Source organism: Virgibacillus sp. FSP13, assembly GCF_054048505.1.
The window spans coordinates 43,503-66,026 of record NZ_JBSVKG010000016.1; the positions used below are offsets into that span (position 1 = coordinate 43,503).

Below are 22,524 nucleotides of genomic sequence, written 5' to 3' on the forward strand. Positions count from 1 at the left end.
TTTTGTGAGGACTATACAAGGAAGTTAATTAGATGCAACCTTTTTCAATAATTTTATATCCGCTTGCATATCAGAAACTGTTTCTTTGAGGGTTTCTACATTAGGTTTGATTTCCGTATTTTTTACTGTCTGCTCTTTAATTAATTGGATTTCATCGTGTACTGACTTTATATTTTTGAAGGCCATTTCATGATTCGTTTTAATAAATTTATGATTCATTTTACTGAACTCATAATGATCTTTGATTTCTTTATGAACCTTATCAAATTCATTATAAACCTTATCAAATTCGTGCTTTACCGTGTCCTTGAATGAATTAAAATTGCTTTCATGTGTCTCAAATCTCCCCTCAAGAGCATCAAATCTTCCCTCAAGATTATCAAATCTTCCCTCAAGATTATCAAATCTTCCTTCAAGATTATCAAATCTTCCCTCAAGATTATCAAATCTTCCTTCAAGATTATCAAATCTCCCCTCAAGAGCATCAAATCTTCCCTCAAGGGCATCAAATCTCCTCTCAAGATTATCAAATCTTCCTTCAAGATTATCAAATCTTTTATTTAATTTATTGATTTCGGTCAATACTATTTTTAAATCTCCGTTCACTTATTTGCACCTCCTTTTTGGTATTGATTTAATTATAGCATGTTCGCAAAATTTGTCACGAAGATAAATTTCAATTTTCCATGACGGTACACTATCTAATATCGAATTATCTTCTAGTAAAAATGGAGATCTTATCATGCGTGTAGCATGGAAAACAGGATCTCACTATAAAATTTCCAGTAGTCTATTGCAAAACAGGATAAAAACGAATATTATAGTAAATATTGATTGTTATTATTCGGAAAGCAAGGTGATATGATGGAAAAGCTATTTAAGTTAAAACAAAACAATACAAATATCCGAACAGAAATAGTAGGTGGGGTAACTACATTTCTAACGATGGTCTATATTATTATTGTCAATCCGGCAATTCTTTCGGCAGCAGGGGTTCCATTTGATCAAGTGTTTATGGCAACAATCATCTCAGCAGTCGTTGGTACATTGTGTATGGCCTTATTTGCTAATTACCCGATTGCAATTGCACCAGGAATGGGATTAAACGCCTATTTTGCCAGTGTAGTCGGGATGCAGGGATTGTCTTATCAAACCGTTTTTGGAACTGTATTTTTGGCAGGTATTATATTTATGTTATTAAGTTTTACAACGTTGCGCGAAACATTGATTGAAGCAATTCCTGCGTCTTTGAAATTCGGTATTACGTCTGGAATTGGTTTGTTTATTGCCTTTTTAGGATTAAAGATGTCTGGAATTGTTGTTCCAAATGATGTGAATATGGTTGGCTTTGGTGATTTACATGCACCGGTAACGTTATTGACAATTGTCGGTTTGTTTATTACGTTAATTTTGATGGTGTGGAATGTGAAAGGTGCATTGTTTATTGGGATGATTATAACTGGTGTGATTGGCTTTTTTACTGGACAATTGGAGTTTGATGGATTCACTTCGGCACCACCAACCCCAGTCTTTTTTGATATGGATATAACTGGTGTTTTTAGTAATGGACTATATACGGTTGTGTTTGCCTTTTTATTAGTAACGATTTTTGATACAACAGGGACATTAATTGGCGTTGCCGAACAGGCGGGGTATATGAAAAATGGCAAACTACCTCGTGCAAAATCAGCTCTTATGGCCGATGCAACAGCTACAACAGTCGGTTCTTTGTTTGGGACGAGTCCTTCAACAGCATATGTGGAATCAACATCTGGTGTAGCCGCTGGTGGAAGAACCGGACTAACATCTGTTGTAGTAGCAATCCTTTTTATTATTTCCATTTTCTTCACACCAATTATTGGCGCGATCGCAGACTTACCAGCGATCACCGCACCGGTATTAATCATTGTTGGCTGCTTTATGATGGAGGGGCTGGCACGTATCGATTGGAAAACATTTGATGACGCGTTCCCAGCATTTGCAATTATTTTAACCATGCCGTTAACGTCAAGTATTGCAACGGGGATTTCAATCGGCTTTATCACATATCCATTACTTAAATTAGTAACAGGAAAAGGGAAAGATGTTCACTGGATTTTGTATGTATTCGGAGTGATATTCGTCTTGCAAATGATTTTCTTTCCAGCACATTAAGATTCAATACTAATGAATAATCGGCCTCGGCATATTGCATGCTGGGGCTTTTTGTATCTTAATTATTAAAACGTTATTAGATTGGGAACAAATAATATAAAAGAGAAAAAATTGGTTCCAATATTACCTTGCAAGACGTCTGACAACCTGTTAAAATCATTATTGGATTCGCGAAAATTGTAAGCATTTACAATTACTTGTCGTAAAAATAAAAAGGGAGGCTTCATCCGTGGATATTCTTCTAGGTTTTGTCGCTATCATTATTGTCCTCGGACTAGCATTTTTGATGTCTAATGATAAAAAAAATATCAATTACAAGGGCATCATAGTTATGTTGGTTGCACAATTTTTAATAACCTGGTTCATGTTTTCAACTGAAATTGGTCAGGAAATTATTAATGGTATCTCAGCTGTTTTCAACAAATTAATTGAATTCGGTACAGAGGGTGTTAACTTTGTTGTCGGAGGGATTGCTGTTAATGAAGGTGGCAGTGTATTCTTCTTTAATGTGTTATTACTTATTATCTTTTTCTCAACGCTTTTATCTGTGTTAACGTATTTAAAAATTTTGCCGTTTATTATCAAATATCTTGGTGGATTTTTATCTAAAATTACTGGATTACCAAAAGTAGAATCTTTCAATGCTGTAAATAGTATCTTTTTCGGTCAATCTGAGGCATTACTTGCAATTAAGACACAGTTCCATCACTTGGAAAAAAATCGCCTATACATTGTCAGTGCTTCTGCGATGGGGTCTGTTTCTGCATCGATTGTAGGTTCATACTTACAGATTTTGCCGCCTGAATATGTTTTAGTTGCATTACCATTAAACATGTTTAGTGCAGTAATGATTTCTTCGGTGATTGCACCTGTTAACGTTCCAAAGGCAGAAGATCATGTAGATGTTAAAAATGTGTCGGAGGATAAAAGTATTTTTGAAGCAATGGGAAACGGTGCGCTTGATGGTGGGAAAATTGCCTTAACTGTTGCCGCTATGCTTGTTGCGTTCATTGCATCGCTTGAGCTTGTAAACTGGATCATTCAGTCTGTGTTCGCTGGTGTAACATTACAGCAAATTCTCGGTTATATCATTGCGCCAATTGGTATCTTGATGGGGATATCACCTGGTGAAGTAATCGAAGCTGGCGGGATCATGGGGACAAAAATTGTCACAAACGAGTTTGTTGCCATGCTTGAATTCCAAAACATTCTTGGCAGCATGTCGGAAAAAACAGTTGGTATTGTATCGGTATTCTTAACAAGCTTTGCCAACTTTTCATCAATTGGAATTATCGCTGGAACGGTACAAGCAATTGATAGTAAAAAGGCCGTTCAAGTATCCGGATTTGGTATGAAATTACTAGTTGGTGCAACACTCGCATCAATCCTATCTGCTACAGTAGCTGGGATTTTTATATGATTAGAAAAACCGCCTCATTTGTGGGGCGGTTTTTCATGTTCACTATTACTAATTACTAAAACGAGGTCAACGAATCAATTACAAAGTCACTATCAACCTTGGCTTTGAATTCGCATATGTTTCTTTTGAATATACATGAGTCTACCAACCAAGGCAATTGCTCCACAGCTTAATCCGACAATAATACCGACCCAATACCCAAATGGTTCCAACGCGGTATAATTGGCAAGCAGCCAGCCACTAGGTAAACCAATCACCCAGTACGAGACTAAAGAAATAACAAGTGTAATATTAACATCTTTATATCCTCTTAATGCACCCTGGATAGGAGCCCCAAAGGCATCTGCAAGCTGGTAAAAAATCGCATAATAAATGAAATGTGTCGTCAATTCAATCACTTTAGGATCGGAATTATACATGGCTGAAACCGTGTCATTGAAAATATATAATACAAGTCCGGAAAATGTTGCAATAAACAATCCACCACTAATTCCAATATAGCCGTACGTTCGTGCCTCAGCAAATCGCTTGCCACCGACTTCAAAGCCAATTGCGATCGTCAATGCCATACCTACACTTAATGGAATCATATATAATAAGGAAGCAAAATTCATTGCTGCTTGGTGAGCGGCGATTGTACTAGTGTTATAGACACTCATCAATAACGTTACCGCAGAAAATATACTCGTTTCAAAAAAGATTGAAAAGCCAATGGGAATACCAATCTTCAGCTGTTCCCACCACGCTTTTAATGAAGGCCCAACCCAGTTTGAAAATATTTGAAAGCCACGGAATGGTTGGATTTTGTAGATAACACCTAAAGCAATCAAACAGACTAACCAATAGGTAATCGCCGTGGCAATTCCTGCACCGATCCCGCCAAATGCTGGGACACCAAATTTTCCAAAGATAAACATATAGTTGAACAAAATATTTAATGGCAACGATGTTAAAATGATCATCATCGACATGCGCGTCTGTCCAAGTGCATCAATAAAACAGCGCAATGTGTTGAAGATGAATAATGGAATAATACCAGCGGCAAGGAAAATAAGATAATATTTTGCGACGTGTCTGACCTTCGCTTCAAGGTCCATCATTTGTAAAATGGGGTTAATCAGTAATGCACCAACAGCTACGACTAATACTGCTAACGCTGTCGCCAAATAAATTCCCTGTTGCACTTTTTTGGGTACTTCATTGTCAGCCTTTGCACCAACTAATTGCGCGATGATCGGCGTGATAGCCAGTAAGATGCCGTTGATCCCGGTAAAAATAGGTACCCAAAGGCTCGAACCGATAGCAACACCGGCTAAATCCTCTGCACCAGCTTGGCCAGACATAACGGTGTCGAAAAAATTCATCAAATACATACTAACCTGCGTAATAAGAATAGGCACCAAAATGATGGTGAAAAGCTTTAATTTTTCTTTCAAAGTAGTTGTTTCATGCATAATACTCTTCCTTTTTTTGTCGTTTTCCATTAGGATAGAGATGGATTTTAATTTATATCCGTTATCTCTAAAAATGCTCCAAAGGCAATTATACCTTTTTACAGATAGAAAGGAAGTACATTGTATGAAAAAGAAACGAATCCTTTTTACTGGTGGTGGAACAGCAGGACACGTTATCGTTAACCTGGCATTGATTCCGGTATTTCAAGAAGAAGGATGGGAAATTGATTACATCGGTTCTAAGAATGGGATTGAACGAAAATTGATTGAGCAGTTGGATAATGTAAACTACTACCCAATATCAACCGGGAAACTACGCCGGTATATATCAAAAGAAAATATCAAGGATCCATTTAAGGTTATAAAAGGAACCATGCAGGCTTGGCGGATTATTGGTAAACGTAAACCGGCAATCATTTTTTCAAAAGGTGGATTTGTCTCGGTTCCTGTTATTATGGCAGCAAAACTCAGACGTGTTCCGGCAGTTATTCATGAATCGGATTTCACCCCAGGACTTGCGAATAAACTGGCCATTCCGTTTGCGAAAAAGGTACTTGCAACTTTTCCTGAAACAATGAAATTTTTACCGGAACAAAAAGCAGAATATGTTGGAGCAGTAATCCGTGATGAACTATTTCAAGGCGAACGAGAAAAGGGCTTGGCATTATGCGGATTCACAAGAGAAAAACCAGTATTATTGATTATGGGTGGAAGTGGTGGCTCAGAAAAGATAAACGCAACCGTCCGTGCCAGTTTGGATGATTTGTTACCAGCATTTCAAATTGCTCATATTTGTGGAAATGGCAAAATAGATGCAACGATTGATCGTGAAGGTTATAAACAATTCGAATATGTAAATGAAGAATTGAAAGATCTTTTTGCGGCGACTGATTTTGTTTTGTCACGAGCTGGATCCAATGCGATTTATGAGTTTTTGGCATTACAGAAGCCCATGTTGCTCATCCCATTGTCAAGACAGGCAAGTAGGGGCGATCAAATTATTAATGCGAATTCCTTCGAAGAAAAACAGTATGCACGCGTGCTGGAAGAAGAAAATGTAACAGAAGAACGGTTAGTAGAGGAAATCTTCCAATTGAAGAAACAAGCTCCAATCATGACCGATCATATGAAAAAGTACCAAAGTGAAAAAGCAAAAGAACGTGTCATTGAAATAATTAAAAAAACTAGAAAATAAAAAACTCCCCTTTGCTAGATCCAAGCAAAGGGGAGTTTTCAATATAACAGTATTATTTTTTAAACGGCCACCAGTTTGCTTTACCAAAGATTCGTACCATAACCGGAACAAACAGTGGTAGCATGACAAATGCGTATAGGAATAATCCTGTCAGAACAACTGTCGCAATTTGCAAGAGTGATAAAACACCTGAAGGAAGCATTGCGCCAAATGTACCACCCAAAATAACTGCGGCCGAAATAATTACGGTTCCCATGTTTTTCATTGCCGATAATAGTGCTTCTTTTATGTCACCATTTTTATATTCGTTGAAACGGTCCATTAAGAAGATACTATAGTCGATTCCCAGTGCCATGAGCATGACAAAGGAGAAGAATGGAATGGCCCATGTTAGCCCATCATAGCCAAGTAGTTGCACGAAAATAAGTTCAGCAACACCCATTGACGTGAAATAAGTCAATATAAGTGATCCGATTAAATATAGCGGCATCACTAATGAGCGTAACAGAATGACCAAGACAATGAAGATCCCGGCAATCATAAGAAATACTGTACGGGAGTAATCAGCATCAGAAATATTTTGTAAATCATTATTCGTACTGCTAATACCACCTAGTTTAGGATCACTATCTGCGAAGATGGTATCTTGTTTTGCTTTGTCTGCCGTATCTTTTATTTTATCAACCATATTGATTGCTTCGGTTGAGTATGGGTTATGTGATAATACGACATCAAATTTAGTAATTGTTTTGTCTTCAGAAAGATATGGTTCTGTTCCTGCCATAAAGTCTTCATTTTCCAGTGCTTCTTCTGGAATGATGACAACAGGATTACTTGAGTCAGTATCAAATTGATCTAGATGATTCTGCACTTCTGTCAGTCCATCATTGATTTGTTTCAGTCCATCTGAACTATCATCCAGACCTCCTGAAAGTTGGTCTAATTGATCTTGCATATCAGCAAAGGCTGTTTTTAATTCTTCCTGCCCGCCATAAATTTGTGATAAACCATTTTGCAAGCTTGGAATGTTATTGACCACTTCACCTTGCCCATTTGCAGCTTGATTTAATCCAGATTGTAGTTGCTCAACACCAGATATTAACTCGCCAATTCCAGATGATAATTTTTCCTGACCTGCAATGGAGTCACTGAATCCTTTGTTTAACTTATTGAACTGTTCGTTAACCGTTTGAAGTTGTGTTTGCGCGCCCTGTAAATCTTTTAATTTATTTTGTAATTGTGTAATTCCATCAATGGCGCCTTCGGTATATTTAATTGCGGTACCTAATTGTGTTTGCTGCTCTTTATTAAGGTCTGGCTGCGATTTTTGCAATGCTGTTAGTTGTTTTAAGGAACCTTGCATTGCACCTTTAAGCTCGTCAATACCTTGAGCATCCATCTTTTGCCCGCCAACACCTGATAGTCCAGCAGCAATTGCTTGATAACCCTTCAGCAATTTTTTATTTCCTGCGATGGTCTGATCCAGGTTATCTTTAATGGTTTGCAAGTTGGATTTTATTTCACCAGCGCCTTGTGAGCCAGATTGAATCCCATTTTGAATTTTAGTTAACGCATTGCTAATGTCGCCAATGCCATTATTAGCATCTTGTGTGCCTTGCATTAATTGGTCAACGCCGGTTTGAGCTTCTTCTAGTTGTGGTGCTGACTTTTTCAATTCTGAAGCGGCTTCCTGCAAGCCTTCCTGAATTTTGGTAATACCTTCTGTACTTTGATCGACGCCATCTGCCAGCATACCTGTTTGGTTTTTAGCTAAAAAGTCATCAATAACTGTACCGGCTGGTCGTGTTGCACTACGGACCTGCTCGACACCGTCCATTTTAGCAAGTTCTTCAGAAATATCCTCAATTGCTTGGTAATCTTCCGTAGATTCAACCGGTTCATCTGTTTCAAGAACAACAGAAGTTGGCATTGTTTGACCTGGTCCGAAACTGTCAGCAATCCAGTTGAATCCTTTTACAGATCCGTACTCATCCCCAATTTCTTCAAGGGAGTTATAGGATTTATTACCATCATAGGTTAGTAAAAATGGTAAGGTGATGACGGCCACAATAACTAAAGCTACGACAGGTCTGCCCCAGGCAAATTTTCCTGCAGTTCCCCATATACGGCTTTCTTTATGGGCAACATTTTTATCAAATGGCCAAAATAATTTTTTTCCTAAAACAACTAAGAAAAACGGAACCAATGTTGCTAACGCAATCAGTACGACTGCTACACCAACAGCTACAGCAACGGCCGATTGGTAAAGGGAAAATGTGGATAACCCAATTGTTGAGAAGCCAATCAGTACAGCAATACCAGCAAAGAAGATTGTTTTTCCGCCTGATTTATAGGTCTTCGCGACGGCTTCTTTAATGGAATCATGATTTGCAATTTCTTCTTTAAATCTGCTAATTAATAAAATACAGTAGTCTGTTCCAATACCAAACATTACCGCGACCATGAAAATCTGTGTAAAGGTCGACAATGGGAAACCTGCTGTGTCAGCTAAAATGGAGACAATCCCTTGTGCTGCAAGATAACTGATTCCGACAGTTAGTAATGGAATGAATGGTGCGACGAACGATTTGAAAACGACAAATAAAATAATCAAGATTAACCCGACAGTGATAAACTCAGTCTTTTTCAAACCTTCTTCTGAGTTATCTAAGATGTCTTGTTGAATGAGTTGTTCACCGGTTAAATAGTGCTCAACATCGATATTATCAACTGTGTCATAGATCTTTTCTCGGGATGTGTTAATTTCTTCATTTTCCAGAGAAAGCTCAAATGGAACCATGATCGTTTTCCCATCTTCTGCTACGGTTTGATCTTCAATTGCCGGATCCTCCGTATAATCCAGAATATCAGAAATACCAAGTTCCTCTTTATTTTCTTTTAATGCTTTGATGGCTTGTGAAACTTGCTTCTTATCAGCCTTATCCAATCCGTTGTCATCATGGAAAACAAGTACAGAACTTGCTGTGTTTTTTCCTTCATCAGCTGACATATCTTCAATTAATGCTTGTGCTTCCTGAGAGGTGTAGCCATCAGGGACGGTTATTTGTCCTTTTTCCTGCACTAGCTCCTGAAGATTTGGTGCAAAAATAAATAATGATGCTGCTACAGCTACCCAAAGTACAGCAATGAGCCAGCGGAATTTAATAATGTGTTTCAATCTGTGAACTCCTTTCTATTCATTGTCCATAGCGTTTGCTAACTTTTCCAGAGAATGGATAAATGTTAGTATTTCTTGATCATCAAAATGAGCTAAATGGGTACCAATTGCGTCATATACCTCATTTTCTGTGTAGTCTACAAGACCAGCTCCTTTTGTTGTTACATGTAAATAAACATTTCTACGGTCTTTCTCATCTCGAACCCGTTCAATTAATCCTTTATCAAACAATCGGTTAATCTGGGCGGTAACAGCACTTTTTCCAATACCAAAACTATGAGCAATTTCGGTTGATGTACATTTCTCATGGTTTTGTATGTACTGCAGTGTAGAAAATTGATCTGTTGTAATATCGGAATGAATTTTTTCTTTTATAATAATGTTGACATTCCGATAAATCGTGTTCATTGCATCTTGATGTCGATTTATTAGGTCCCTTAATTTCATGTGCAAAACCTTCACCTCCATTTTAAAAAAAGTTCAAAAGGTGAATAGTTCACTTAATGAACTATTACAGTTTACCAACTTTAGTATGGTAACGCAAGCTGTTAAAACTTGTGTCACAAAAATGACAAATTTGCTCCGTTATGTTGAATATAGGGGGCCGACTTTTCAGAAAAAGAGTGCATACATGGGTTTCGAGTTAAATAATGGGAGTTAACTTGAGTATCTGTTGCAATATAGCTAATAGACAATGCTATCTATAATTAAACTTGTTTTATCAACAATAATTCCATATTTTCGCCATTTATCGCATTTGTCGAAAAAATTTATTTACGATAACATTAATCATGTTGTCAAGGTTAATTACTTTCTTTTGATTTTGTTATCCTTCTTACGTCAAGTTTTAAATGCTACATAAGATCCTCCTTTTAGAGCCAGGTACGGCAAAATTTGTTATCCATTTAACAGATGAAACACTGTCTATTACATCATTAATTTTCCAATAACTGATTCTATTGGGATTATTCATTTTCTTGTTAGATCAAAAAAGAAAGGGGAAATAAAATGAAGAAATTTGTCTTTTTATTGTTTACTGCTATGTTAATAGTAGTACTTTCTGCCTGCGGTGAGACAGAAGCAGACGGAGAAATTGATAAAATAGTTCTAGCTGATGCTGGCTGGGATAGTATTCGAGTTCACAATAGCATTGCCCAAAAAATTATTGAAGAGGGTTATGGCATTGATACCGATGTAACAAGTGGGTCTACAGCAGCAACCTTTCAAGGATTAACAGAAGGGGATATAAATGTCTACATGGAGGTATGGACAGACAATATCAAAGAAATATACAACGAAGCACTTGATGAAGGGGATATTGAAAAGGTATCCGTAAACTTTGATGATAACGTGCAAGGTTTGTACGTACCGACATATGTTATCGAAGGGGATGACGAACGCGGTATTGAGCCAATGGCACCTGACTTAAAGACAGTTGAAGATTTAAAGAAATATCCGGAATTGTTTGCTGACCCAGCTGAACCGGATAAAGGTCGTTTAATTAATGCGCCAAGTGGTTGGGCAGTTGAAAAAGCAATTACAGAAAAAATGGATGCCTATGGTTTAAATGATACATTTGTGAACTTTAAGCCGGGTTCAGATGCAGCTATTGTAACATCTTTAACTGATGCAATTAATGCTGGAGATGCATGGGTTGGATATTATTGGTCACCTACTGCTGTAACAGCGAAATATGACCTGACATTATTGGAAGAACCAGAATATGATAAAGATATTTATGAGGAAACAAAAGCAACTGCATTTCCACCGAATGATGTTGTTGTGGCCGTATATAAAGATTTGCCTGATAAAGCTCCCGAACTGGTTGATTTTCTAGGTAATTATGAAACTAGTAGTGAACTAACGGAAGAGGCACTTAGCTATATGGAAGAAAATGGTGCATCACCAGAAGAAGCAGCAATGTGGTGGATGGAAAAGCATGAGGATATTTGGACAGGTTGGGTTCCAGAGGATGTAGCGAAAAAAGTGAAGGAATCCATGTAATTATAACAAGCAGCCGGTCTTAATGGTTGGCTGCTTTTCTAATTAAAAATAGAATAAAGTGAGGTGACAGGGCTGTTTTAACGGACAGTCTGCCTATGGGAAACTTTCCGGATATAACAACGAAATTAGGAGATTACGTCGAAGAAATAGTAGACTTTTTGGATACAACATTAGAGAGTGTATTTGATTTTATTTATATCGTATCTTCGCAATTTATTAATGGAATTGAAGCATTTTTACTTTGGATGCCTTGGTGGGCATTCATTCTAGTAATCTTTTTACTGGGATGGTATTTTAAATCATTATTTTCCGGTGTATTATATGGTCTGTTTGTGTTTTTAATTGGAACATTTAGTTTATGGGGAGATATGATGACCACAATAGCGATTGTTATGACAGCGGTAATCATATCTCTGTTGATTGGAATCCCTGTTGGTGTGTGGATGGCATTTAGCAAAGGATTTTCAACCGTAATGCGACCATTTTTAGATGCCATGCAGACAATGCCAAGTTTTGTTTATTTAATTCCAGCAATATTCTTCTTTGGCTTAGGAAACATCTCCGCTATTTTTGCAACTTTAATATATGCATTGCCACCTGTTATTAGGTTAACCGAACTTGCTATACGAGGCGTGGATAAAGAAGTTATTGAATCAGCAGAATCATTTGGATCATCAAAATGGCAAATGTTGCGTAAAATTCAATTACCACAAGCATTACCAACGATTATGGCCGGGGTGAATCAAACAACAATGATGGCACTCGCGATGGTAGTTATTGCTTCAATGGTTGGTGCTCAAGGATTAGGGGAACAGGTTTTAGTCTCTATTAACCGAATTGATATCTCTCTAGGATTTGAAGCTGGTATTAGTATTGTATTTTTAGCAATCATTATTGACCGTGTTTCCAGTGGGATTGCCGATAAACTCCAGAAGCATAGGAGGGTAAACGAATGACAGCGAAAATAAAATTAGAGCACGTTTCAAAAATTTTTGGATCAAAACCAAAATCGGTTCTACCAAAAGTTAAAGAAGGTATGTCAAAGCAAGAAATCTTAGCAAAAACGGGTCATACAGTGGGTGTATATGACGCATCAATGGAAATAAAACAAGGAGAGATTTTTGTCATCATGGGCTTATCCGGAAGTGGAAAATCTACCCTTATCCGTTGCTTTAATTTATTAAATAAACCGACTAGTGGATCTATCCTTATCGATGGTGAAGATATTGTCAAATATAATAGCTCAAAACTTAAAAAGGTACGTCAAGAAAAAATAGCAATGGTATTCCAACATTTCGGCTTATTTAACCATCGTACGATATTGGCAAATGTAGAATATGGATTAGAAATTCGCAATGTATCAAAAGAAGAGCGTCAGGAAATTGCTAGGAAGAATATAGAAAGTGTTGGGTTAAAAGGATATGAGGAAAAGTATCCTGATCAATTATCTGGTGGAATGCAGCAACGAGTTGGATTGGCCAGAGCTTTGGCGAATGATCCAGATATTTTATTAATGGATGAGCCTTTTAGTGCACTTGATCCATTAATTCGTCGGGAAATGCAGTTAGAACTACTTGATATTCAAGAGCGTTTGCAAAAGACGATTATTTTTATTACGCACGATGTAAATGAAGCGTTCAAGCTTGGTGATCGTGTAGCAGTAATGAAAGATGGTCGCGTTATTCAAACTGGTACACCGGAAGAAATTATTGAAAGCCCGGCAAATGATTACATTTCTGATTTTATTAAAGATATCGATCGTTCAAAAGTATTTCAAGCAGAACATGTCATGATAAAACCGAATGCTTTGGTGTCTATGAAAGATGGCCTAAATGTTGCGGTTAAAGAAATGGAGAAACATAACATATCAAGTGTCTTTGTTGTTGATAGACAGCGACATGTCAAAGGAATTGTAACGATTGATGATGCAATTGCCGGTATTAAGGAAAAGAAATCATTGCAAGATGTCATGCTTACGGATATTTCAATTGTTCAGAGAGATGAATATGTGAATGAACTGATCGCAAAAACATTAGAATCTAAATTTCCCTTAGCAGTTGTGAATGAGGAAAACAAATTAATTGGGTTTATTTTGCGTGTGCATGTACTGTCAGGGCTTGTGGCTGATGATGTAGATGAAAGTGACGAGTATATTGGATAAAAGTTTGACGTGGGTCTCCTGTTTAGGTTGCCCGCGTTTTTTTTATTCTTAATGGAAGAGTTGTCTTGTATACGTTAAACTTAGAATCAAAGGAGTTGAAGACGTTGGATCTTAAAACTACAAAGGAGCTAAATAATGGAAATCAAATCCCGCAATTGGGACTTGGCGTTTATAAAGTACCAGCTGAGCAGGTATACGAGACAGTAAAAAATGCTCTCGAGTTTGGCTATCGACATATTGATACAGCGAGTTTTTACGGTAATGAAGAAGGGGTCGGCAAGGCCATTAAAGATTCGGGAATACCTAGAGAGGAAATCTTTGTAACAACCAAGGTTTGGAACGATGATCATGGATTAGAACGTGCTTTAAATGCATTTGATAAAAGCTTGAACAGACTTGGATTGGATTATGTTGACCTTTACCTCATTCATTGGCCAGTCCCTAATATTTTTACCGAGACATGGAAAGCACTAGAAAAAGTATATAAAGATGGAACAGCAAAGGCAATTGGTGTAAGTAATTTTCTTGATCATCATTTACTAGAATTAGCAGCCATCCAAGAAGTGCAACCAGCAGTAGATCAAATTGAATTACATCCGAAATTAGTTGAGACAAGTACAATCAACTATTGTCAAGAAAGGGGAATCGCTATCGAAGCATGGTCTCCTTTGGGCAGAGCAAAGTACTTGGATGATCCACTACTTGTTAAACTTGGTGAAAAATATAAAAAGTCACCAGCACAGATTATCATTCGCTGGCACTTGCAACATGATTTTGTAGTTATCCCAAAATCCACAAACAAAGAACGGCAAAAAGAAAACATAACAGTATTTGATTTCCATCTTGATGAGCAGGATATGAAGTTATTGGATCAAATGAATGAGGGTATGCGGGTTGGTTCACACCCCGATAATGTTTCTAGGTAAAAAATGAAGGAAACTGGCAGTTGGTCAGTTTCCTTTCATTATGATGCACAAGCTTGCATCTTATGGTGTCATCCCGTGGCGGAGAATTTTTACATTGACTTTGAAGTCGACATCAATGGTAGGAAATTTATCACGCCATTCTGTTCTTTTTAGCTTCCCACCCGGTCTGTTTGCTTTATAAATGGAACCATAGCCGAAGGGGTCGGCATTTAGCGTTTGTAAGTCGCTCAAGAGTTTTTCATATTGATGTTTGATCACTTTTTCAATTTCCTTTTCCATTATTTTAATAGCTGCTTGCTCTTTTACACTTATTTGTTCGGTCATTTCCAGTAAGCTTACTTCTAGATCAACTTTTGTTTGGAATTCCAAGTTTTTGACATCAGTAATTTTTGTTTTGTTTTTGCCATTAAGAACGGTCAATAACGTATAAAAGTGATTACTATTCAGTTCTTCTTTGTTCATATTGTAGGCATACTTTGTAAAAGGTTTTAACGGAAGCGGGATCTCAATGTAAAGATCCTTGATGGTTTGATTAAACATCGTAATGTAAAAGGCCTTTTTCATCGGTATTTGCCCAACCTGTCTATCATCTTGAAAGATTGCCAGGGACGATAGAACAGGCTTCCCATCTTTTACACCCAGACTTGGTAGGAAAGGATCCCTTCCTTTATCAAAATAGAAGTGCACAAAATCATGTAAGTTAACTCTCGGAATGACATTTTCTTTAATATTTTTTTTGACCAGGTTATGTAAATAACGACCAGTATTTGGAATACCGCTTTTTTCCCCAGACATAATAATTTCTTTCGCTGTAGTGTCGCTTACAGCTAAGCTCATGGTATCTGATACTCTGGCATCCCGGTTTAATGTATCTAAATAGCGCATTATTCCTTTTTTTGCGGCGTTTTTACCGTATATTTCCAAATCAATTGCTCCTGGTGTCAATTGAAATCTTGTATTGTAGCTAGCATGTTGACGGGCATTTTTAATAGTATTTCCTTTTCCAGAAACTATCTTAGAGACTTCCTGTTTCTTAGCATCAAATTTGAATATAACTAATGTTGTGTCCAATTGATTATCCTCGATGAGATCGACTCCACGTGTATTAATAATTCCAAGATCCTCGATCGTTTTCGTTTGGATACACCCTGTGAGAAGAATCGTTAGCAGGAGAAGGATTCCTTGTTTTCTTCGCATCACTTTTCCTCCTTTCCTTTCTGTCTGGTACGCCAACGTTTCTTAATGATTACGAGCGGAAGCAGGATAAATGGATAAACATAAACGAGCCAGAAACTAAACTTTGAAATGTTATCAGTTAACTCAATTATCCAATAGTGATACGAAATGAACCCGGTCAAAACGAAAAAAATAAAGGACGTTATGTATAAAGTGGCTTTTTGAGGAACTTTGTACAATCGTTTTAATCCATATGTGATTCCCCACATTAATAAAATCATATTTGGCAACGTGACCATCATCCACTCAGCAATCACAATATAATCCATCCGTTTGATAAATGGGAAGGTGACGATTTTATATAGGGATAAAACCGACCATTCCAAGTCTTCTAATTGTTGTTGACTGTAGAAGCCGATTGCAATCACCGTATAAATAAAAACCAATGCAGCTGACCATGATGCACCTAGATAAACAGGTAATTTAGCTTGCTTTTTATTTTGAACAAATGGATAGATGAAAAAGAGTATTTCAAAACCAGAAAATGTATAGATTGCAGCCCTGGATCCATTTAATAATTCGACAATGGAGGCATCGAATAAAGGTTGAAAATGGGTGAAATCCATTTGAGTTGCTGGTTCATAAACTAGGAATAATAGCCAGTGAGCAAGAAAAAAGAACAGAAACGTAACCCCGATGATGGTGCGTATTCCTCCGAGTACACTATAAATGACCAACGACAGTAGGAGAAATCCTAAAATTAATGGACTTATTTCCGGGAAAATAAATATTTGGATTACTTCAATATAAGTTACTAATATGGAAAACAAGGCAACTGCAAAATATAGAATATAGATGGTACCAAGTGCTTTACCAAGCCATTTTCCGAATACATCAACTTGAATGCCTAAAATATCCGCGTTTTCGTAATTGTTTAGAATACGAAACATGACAAATAAAACGGCGCAAATAAAAAGAAATGCAAGCAGAATAGAGATCCAGGAATCCTGGCGTGCTTCCTGAAAAATATACATTGGAACACCCATAACTCCGACACCTATTTGAATTGTTACGATCACAAAAAACAAATAGAAGGCCCGTATTCGTAGGCTAGTTTTTACGTTAATATTAATATCCATCCTGTCACCTACTCATCGTCAATATCATGTCTTCGTTTTGCTTCACCCCTTCTATAGCGGAGTAAATCTTTCGGTCTAAATGAGAAAAAGCGCTTATTTTCATATTGTAATGGTGCGCGAAACAATGCTTTATTTAAATCAGCCCAGCGAAACGGATACACAGGGGAAAGATAGGGTCTGCCTAACGAGTTTATCCTTAATAGGTGAATGATGAGAAAACTAACACCAAATATGATCCCGATTAGTCCAAGTATCCCCGCTAGAAGGATCATCGGAAAGCGAATAACACGAATCGATGTCCCCATCAAGTATCCTGGAACGGTAAAAGAAGATAAAGCACTTAATGCGACAACAATGATTAAAATACTACTTGTTAATCCTGCTTCAACAACTGCTTGCCCGATGATAACCCCGCCAACGATACCAATTGTTTGACCGATTTTTGTCGGCAACCGTGCTCCTGCTTCTCGCAGTAATTCAATTAAAAATTCTAGAATCAAAGCTTCAATTATTGGTGGAAAAGGCACGATAGCCCTGGATTGTCCAAGTGTAATTAATTCGGCTGTCGGGATAATCTCGTAATGATAGGTAGCTGCTGCAACATATAATGGCGTTAAAATGACCGCAAGAAACATAGAAATAATGCGCATAATCCGTAAGAACGAACCTGCTTGCCAGCGCATATACATATCTTCTGTTGATTCAAAGAAACTAAAAAATGTAGTTGGTGCGATGAAGCCTGTTGGACTATTTTCCGTTAACACACCAATTCGTCCTTGCCTCACTGCATAACTGAAGCGATCGGGCAATTCCGTCGAATAATATTGCGGAAAAATACTAGTTGATGAATCATCTAAGTATTGTTGTAATACCGTACTATCCTCAAGTTCATCGATATCCAGATCCTGAAGCCGTTGTCGCATTGTATTGACGTCTACTTCATTCGCCACAGACTTGACATAAACAATCCGAACTTCACGTGGATACCGTTTACCAACCATTATCTTTTCTAATACAAGATCTGTTGACCTAATACTCCACCTGACAACATTTAAATTGGTAATAAGTGATTCGGTAAAGGCTATTTGCGGTCCGAGTACTACTGTTTCGTTTTCCGCTTTTGACAGTTGTCGATGTTGTTTTTTTAGCAATAGATAGGAAACAATCTCTTCTTCATTCTCCACATAAACAAAAACTTCCCCAATTAAAAGTCTCTCCAGAATTTTCTCAAGTGCAACAGTAGTATTACCAGTACCTAAAGGAATTTCATTTAAGATGGATGAACTTGTCCATTCATGATTACTGCTTAGGAGAGGGTTTAATAAAAAATCCTCTACTCTCTCTGATTCCGCTTGGTATGAGATGAAAAATACTGCAATTTTTTTTCCCTGATGCTCATAAATCGAAAAAATTAGGTCCTCGTTATTCTCAAACTTGCTTTGCATGATTTGTTTTAATTTATCTACTTTTAAAGGAAAAATGCTGTTAGGCTGTCTTTTGCGACGACGATTTATTTTCATACGGCTCCTCCTGGTGAAACTACTTGCTATGTATTAGTATGTGAGAAATTCGATAAATTATAATAAACAATGTAACTCCGCCGAAGAGACGCGCACCCTGAACACGAAATTTACTGTATTGCATCTACTCACAGCATCTAACAGTTTTTTATTTGTACCAAAACAACAATCTCATAGAAAACAGCTATGCAAAAAAACTGCCACCAATCGAATATGGTGGCAGTTTGTAATATATGATAAGGTTATCCTTTTGTAACGATATCAAGTTTTCCGGTTCCGGGATCAATTACTAATCCGTGCACTTTTATGTCTTTAGGGAGAAGTGGATGGTTTCGAACAACGGTTACACTGTGTTGGACAGATTCTTCTACTGAATCAAACCCACGGAATTCATCATGTAAGTCGATTCCAGCATGCTCAAGCGTTTGTAGTGTTTCTTTTTCAATCCCATGCTCAGTCATTTTGTCAGTTAAAACATCCGTGTCGACATGTGACATCCCACAATCACGGTGCCCAATTACGGTTACCTCTTCTGCCTGCAGTTCATAGATTGCGACTAGAATACCCTTCATAATGCTATCGAATGGGTCGCGGATAATAGCCCCGGCATTTTTCAACATTTTAACATCACCATTTTGAATGTTTACTGCTTTCGGAAGTAGTTCTGTTAGCCGAGTGTCCATACAAGTTACGATAACCATTCGTTTATTTGGAATATTGTCTGTTTGAAATTGTTCATATTCCTTTCCCTCGACAAACTGTTTGTTGTATGCCAACATTTCTTCTAAGTGCATTTCTACTCATCTCCTCATCCAGTATGTAAAAAAGCCTACTATTTAATAATAGCAGGTTTTTTCATAGTAAAGAAGTATAAACTTGGCTCTAATGATGAGCAACGTCCAGATCCAAGCCAAGTCTATTGATGTAAAAAATCACGGCTTTTCCGGAAACTGGTCGATTCGATCCGTGATTTAAAATGAATAGCGATTTGCCCAACAAGTGTAAATAAGACAACCCACGCCCAAAATGACATAAACGCTTCTTGGAAATGATAAAGTTTTTCATTAATTGGGTAGAAGGGATTTTTGTGCATAACAAGTGAAAAGGTATAGAACATACCGAATGTAAAGTTCCGTGACCATTGGGTAACATCATAGGTGAAAATTCCTTTGTTCCACCCATATGACTTAATCCTGATAATGGCACGTATGACCTCGACAATTTCAACGATTATTAGCAAAGCAAAAACAACGAGCCAGAAAACGGTTATGAAAACAGGTGTAAACGTATTTGTTGTTACAATTGCCAAACCAGTAATAGAAAGCGCACCATGAATGATACAATTTGTATTCGACCAATCGTCAGCTATTGTCCAGTCGTGTTGTCTAATATAACGATTGCCAATTAAAATAATGCCAGCTAAATAAAATGTAAAACCTAAAACAATTATTGCTTCCGAAAAATAAGTCGGAAACTCAAAAAAAACATTGTTTAACAAAATAATAATGGATTGTGTGCCAACAGTAGACAATAAAATTGCCCCGTGTACAGGATAGTTTTTATATTCAACCAATAATTGTTTAAAATTGTAAAAGCAATTCAATAAGAAGAACAGAAATAAAAACGTATTTAAAATCCCCATTGCCTGTGTAATTAATCGAATATCTGGAAAATACCGGACAAACACGTTACATAAGACAGAAACACCTGCAATCCATGTTCCAATCACAAATGAATTTACTGGATGTTTGATAAATGGTATTAAAAAGTCACGATGAAAGAATTGTACAGACAGCGATTTGTAAATGAAGATCCATATAATAAGTAAAATAAATGCCAAATATTTACCTAATTGAATATCTAACAGTGGAAACGCCTCTACTGCACCAATTAGAAAAATACCATTTGCCATTACAATTGCACCACTAGCAGGCTCGATTTTTTTGTAGGGTCCATTTAAAAGCATATCTACCACGTCCAATCTATTCCTCTAGATACTTAAAAAATAGCATGGCAAACTGTCATTAGCTGTGAAAAAAATCACATTAAAACACTTGTAGGCAAATAACTATATGAATTATAACATTTTGGACACATTTATGGATTAATTTTGAAGAAGAAACTGCGCTCAGAAATTTGGGTACTAAAAAGATTGCGCCTTACATCCAATCAATTGGTTCCTTTTACACACACTTTAAAAGAAGGTTAAATGACAATATACCTATTTTTTAGAAAATTTTAATAAGTATATTGTTAAAATTTGCCGAAAGATGTATACTATGTGTAACAAAGGCATAAGGGGTGAAAGTATGGGAAAGTTTATGAGAAATTGTCGATTGTGTCACAGGCCTATGGAGTCCAGCCCATTTATGATGTGTGCTACATGCCGTAAAGAGAGCGACAAAGTAAGTAACTTTATTGTCAAACACCCATATGTTTCAGTAGAACAGATTGCTCAGGAAACACAAGTCCCGGTTGCCAAAGTGAACAACATGGTGAAGCTGGGTCTTAGTAAAAAGGAAACGAAGACGAACGTATAGAGGTAAAGATAATAGAGGCAGTCCCATTGGTGTAATCCCCTGGGGCTGCCTCTTTAATAAGGAAAGAAAGTATAAATTTTGGCTCTAATTAGCTTTCGGTATAATGAGCCAAGTCCAGCTCCAGCGCCCAGCAACTAGCGAACTTCACACTCCTCTCCTCGAAAAAATTAGTTCGCTTTTTCTTCGTGTGTTGTTATTTGGAGGGTCATTCAATGCACTACGATAAGTCAACATCGGCTTAGGTTTAAAGGAAGGCCGACTAAAACCAGGCTTGCGCTTTTCTTATTATTCTTTTGCCAATTCATGAACTCCTTCTACACCTGAAGCAAGTTGGTTGTCGACAATTTTAGCATCATCAATGTGCTGGGTAATAGTCTGTTTGATTGTCTCGAATGATTCATTTGTTTCGTCAATATAATGAACCATTTCCATTGTTAGATCATTTTGGTTGTTCATGTTATGAAGTACATCCTGAGTATTCGATTTTACTGTTTCAACGATGGTGGCCATCTCTTTTAACCTATCAACCGTTTTCTTGTTCATTTCAGTGGAAGACTGCAATGTTTTCTGGTTTTCATATGTATCTTGTTCCGCTTCTTGAATCTTTTGCTGGATGGTTGTGGTTACTTCGTCAATGTGTGACGTGCTCTCAGCAGTATTTTCCGCAAGTTTACGAACTTCAGCCGCAACTACAGCGAATCCCTTGCCATGTTCGCCAGCACGTGCCGCTTCGATTGAGGCATTTAATGCTAATAGGTTTGTTTGATTGGCGATATCACTTATAACTTGCACAATTTCTTTAATCGTATTGGAGTGTTCGCCTAACTCTTGCATACTTCCCGCTGTTTTAGTCATTTGTGTTTCCAGGCTATCCATTAAGCGTTTATTGTTCCCCATAATATCCTGGTATTCTTCCGTTTGTTTTGCTAACGAATCAGAGGATTGTACCAATGTCTTTCCTTTATCAACTAATTGGTTTGAGTGTTCACTAGATTTTCTCCCAAGTAATTGAATTTCTTCAAAGTGCTGTTTGATTTGTACAATAAGGTCTTCTAAATCATGGTGCTGTGCATTAACATGTTCATGTTGTTGTATCGTACTTGTTAAATTCTCTTCAAATTGATGTAAGAATCGGTTGTTTTCCTCGATGATTGCTGCTTTTTCTTGCTTTAATTGGTTAATTTGTTCATTAGCCTCACTTAATTGTTCTTGTAATTGGGATCGTTTATTTTTCGTGCCAAGCAAATTTATTCCTCCTGTTAACTAGGACAATCGACATGATTGTACCTGCTCCATTATGGTATCTATCCTTATTTTCGGTTAAATAGGCCTATATTTGAAGAAAAAATCAAAAAAAAGATTGACTTTAAATTTTGCTAATACTATAATTATTGAGAATCAAAAAATGGAAGGAGGTCACGACAATGGAAAATAAAGTACAACTGCAACGTCAACGTCTACAAACGAATCAAAACTTCATATGTTGTGTGACCTTCACAAATAGCATAAACGAATTGTAGTTATACATATTCTTTATCTTGTTTTGCGAAAGGTCACATATGTCTGTGGCCTTTTTGTTATATAAGGGGGAAGGTGCCCTCTAATATGAAAGCATACGCCATAGGCGTGTGCTTTTTTTATTCGAAAATTAGTATGG

18 protein-coding genes are annotated in these 22,524 nt (G+C 37.1%); 8 read left to right on the top strand and 10 right to left on the bottom strand.

Features of this window, described 5'->3' with window-relative positions; genetic code table 11:
* Positions 1-24: 24 nt before the first annotated feature.
* Positions 25-606, bottom strand: coding sequence for a hypothetical protein (locus tag ACW2QC_RS13665; protein WP_457544520.1), 582 nt, complete (start codon positions 604-606; stop codon positions 25-27).
* Positions 607-861: 255 nt separating this feature from the next.
* On the opposite strand from ACW2QC_RS13665, the gene ACW2QC_RS13670 reads away from it, so the two are divergent.
* On the top strand, positions 862-2,154 hold the full coding sequence (locus tag ACW2QC_RS13670; protein ID WP_457544521.1) for an NCS2 family permease: 1,293 nt from the start codon (positions 862-864) through the stop codon (positions 2,152-2,154).
* A 229-nt stretch (positions 2,155-2,383) separates the two neighbouring features.
* Complete coding sequence (locus tag ACW2QC_RS13675; RefSeq protein WP_457544522.1) at positions 2,384-3,574, top strand: NupC/NupG family nucleoside CNT transporter; 1,191 nt, start codon at positions 2,384-2,386, stop codon at positions 3,572-3,574.
* Positions 3,575-3,666: 92 nt separating this feature from the next.
* Here ACW2QC_RS13675 and ACW2QC_RS13680 read toward each other — a convergent pair whose 3' ends face one another.
* Positions 3,667-5,028 carry an MATE family efflux transporter gene (locus tag ACW2QC_RS13680; RefSeq protein ID WP_457544523.1) on the bottom strand — a complete coding sequence of 454 codons (1,362 nt, stop codon included), beginning with the start codon at positions 5,026-5,028 and terminating at the stop codon, positions 3,667-3,669.
* Positions 5,029-5,152: 124 nt separating this feature from the next.
* On the opposite strand from ACW2QC_RS13680, the gene ACW2QC_RS13685 reads away from it, so the two are divergent.
* Positions 5,153-6,223, top strand: a complete 1,071-nt coding sequence (locus tag ACW2QC_RS13685; RefSeq protein WP_457544524.1) for an undecaprenyldiphospho-muramoylpentapeptide beta-N-acetylglucosaminyltransferase — start codon at positions 5,153-5,155, stop codon at positions 6,221-6,223.
* A 52-nt stretch (positions 6,224-6,275) separates the two neighbouring features.
* On the opposite strand, the gene ACW2QC_RS13690 is transcribed toward ACW2QC_RS13685, so the two are convergent.
* Together ACW2QC_RS13690 and ACW2QC_RS13695 are read right to left on the bottom strand one after the other, a co-directional pair.
* Positions 6,276-9,401, bottom strand: a complete 3,126-nt coding sequence (locus tag ACW2QC_RS13690; protein ID WP_457544525.1) for an MMPL family transporter — start codon at positions 9,399-9,401, stop codon at positions 6,276-6,278.
* A gap of 15 nt (positions 9,402-9,416) precedes the next feature.
* Positions 9,417-9,848, bottom strand: a complete 432-nt coding sequence (locus ACW2QC_RS13695) for a MarR family winged helix-turn-helix transcriptional regulator (RefSeq protein WP_457544549.1) — start codon at positions 9,846-9,848, stop codon at positions 9,417-9,419.
* 561 nt (positions 9,849-10,409) lie between these two features.
* Here ACW2QC_RS13695 and ACW2QC_RS13700 point away from each other — a divergent pair.
* The 4 genes from ACW2QC_RS13700 (at position 10,410) to ACW2QC_RS13715 (ending at position 14,492) form a co-directional block, all read left to right on the top strand.
* Positions 10,410-11,405, top strand: a complete 996-nt coding sequence (locus tag ACW2QC_RS13700) for an ABC transporter substrate-binding protein (protein ID WP_457544526.1) — start codon at positions 10,410-10,412, stop codon at positions 11,403-11,405.
* 95 nt (positions 11,406-11,500) lie between these two features.
* The gene (locus tag ACW2QC_RS13705) at positions 11,501-12,361 is read left to right on the top strand and encodes an ABC transporter permease (protein WP_457544527.1); all 861 of its coding nucleotides are present in this window, start codon (positions 11,501-11,503) and stop codon (positions 12,359-12,361) included.
* Complete coding sequence (locus tag ACW2QC_RS13710; protein ID WP_457544528.1) at positions 12,358-13,566, top strand: quaternary amine ABC transporter ATP-binding protein; 1,209 nt, start codon at positions 12,358-12,360, stop codon at positions 13,564-13,566. The genes ACW2QC_RS13705 and ACW2QC_RS13710 overlap by 4 nt, the downstream gene beginning before the upstream one ends.
* A gap of 104 nt (positions 13,567-13,670) precedes the next feature.
* The gene (locus tag ACW2QC_RS13715; protein WP_457544529.1) at positions 13,671-14,492 is read left to right on the top strand and encodes an aldo/keto reductase; all 822 of its coding nucleotides are present in this window, start codon (positions 13,671-13,673) and stop codon (positions 14,490-14,492) included.
* A gap of 60 nt (positions 14,493-14,552) precedes the next feature.
* Here ACW2QC_RS13715 and ACW2QC_RS13720 read toward each other — a convergent pair whose 3' ends face one another.
* The 5 genes from ACW2QC_RS13720 to ACW2QC_RS13740 all read right to left on the bottom strand — a co-directional run bounded on the left by ACW2QC_RS13720 (position 14,553) and on the right by ACW2QC_RS13740 (position 20,308).
* Positions 14,553-15,689, bottom strand: a complete 1,137-nt coding sequence (locus ACW2QC_RS13720; RefSeq protein WP_457544530.1) for a Ger(x)C family spore germination protein — start codon at positions 15,687-15,689, stop codon at positions 14,553-14,555.
* Positions 15,689-16,807, bottom strand: a complete 1,119-nt coding sequence (locus tag ACW2QC_RS13725) for a GerAB/ArcD/ProY family transporter (protein WP_457544531.1) — start codon at positions 16,805-16,807, stop codon at positions 15,689-15,691. The genes ACW2QC_RS13720 and ACW2QC_RS13725 overlap by 1 nt, the downstream gene beginning before the upstream one ends.
* Before the next feature lie 8 nt (positions 16,808-16,815).
* Complete coding sequence (locus ACW2QC_RS13730) at positions 16,816-18,327, bottom strand: spore germination protein (protein ID WP_457544532.1); 1,512 nt, start codon at positions 18,325-18,327, stop codon at positions 16,816-16,818.
* Positions 18,328-18,569: 242 nt separating this feature from the next.
* Entirely contained in the window at positions 18,570-19,121 is a 552-nt protein-coding gene (locus ACW2QC_RS13735; RefSeq protein WP_457544533.1) for a beta-class carbonic anhydrase, read from the bottom strand.
* A gap of 122 nt (positions 19,122-19,243) precedes the next feature.
* Entirely contained in the window at positions 19,244-20,308 is a 1,065-nt protein-coding gene (locus ACW2QC_RS13740; protein ID WP_457544534.1) for a hypothetical protein, read from the bottom strand.
* A gap of 388 nt (positions 20,309-20,696) precedes the next feature.
* Here ACW2QC_RS13740 and ACW2QC_RS13745 point away from each other — a divergent pair, with 388 nt between their 5' ends.
* Positions 20,697-20,867, top strand: coding sequence for a hypothetical protein (locus ACW2QC_RS13745; RefSeq protein WP_457544535.1), 171 nt, complete (start codon positions 20,697-20,699; stop codon positions 20,865-20,867).
* A 285-nt stretch (positions 20,868-21,152) separates the two neighbouring features.
* Here ACW2QC_RS13745 and ACW2QC_RS13750 read toward each other — a convergent pair whose 3' ends face one another.
* Positions 21,153-22,112 (bottom strand): methyl-accepting chemotaxis protein, encoded by a 960-nt coding sequence (locus ACW2QC_RS13750; protein ID WP_457544536.1) that lies wholly within the window; start codon positions 22,110-22,112, stop codon positions 21,153-21,155.
* Between the last annotated feature and the right edge of the window lie 412 nt (positions 22,113-22,524).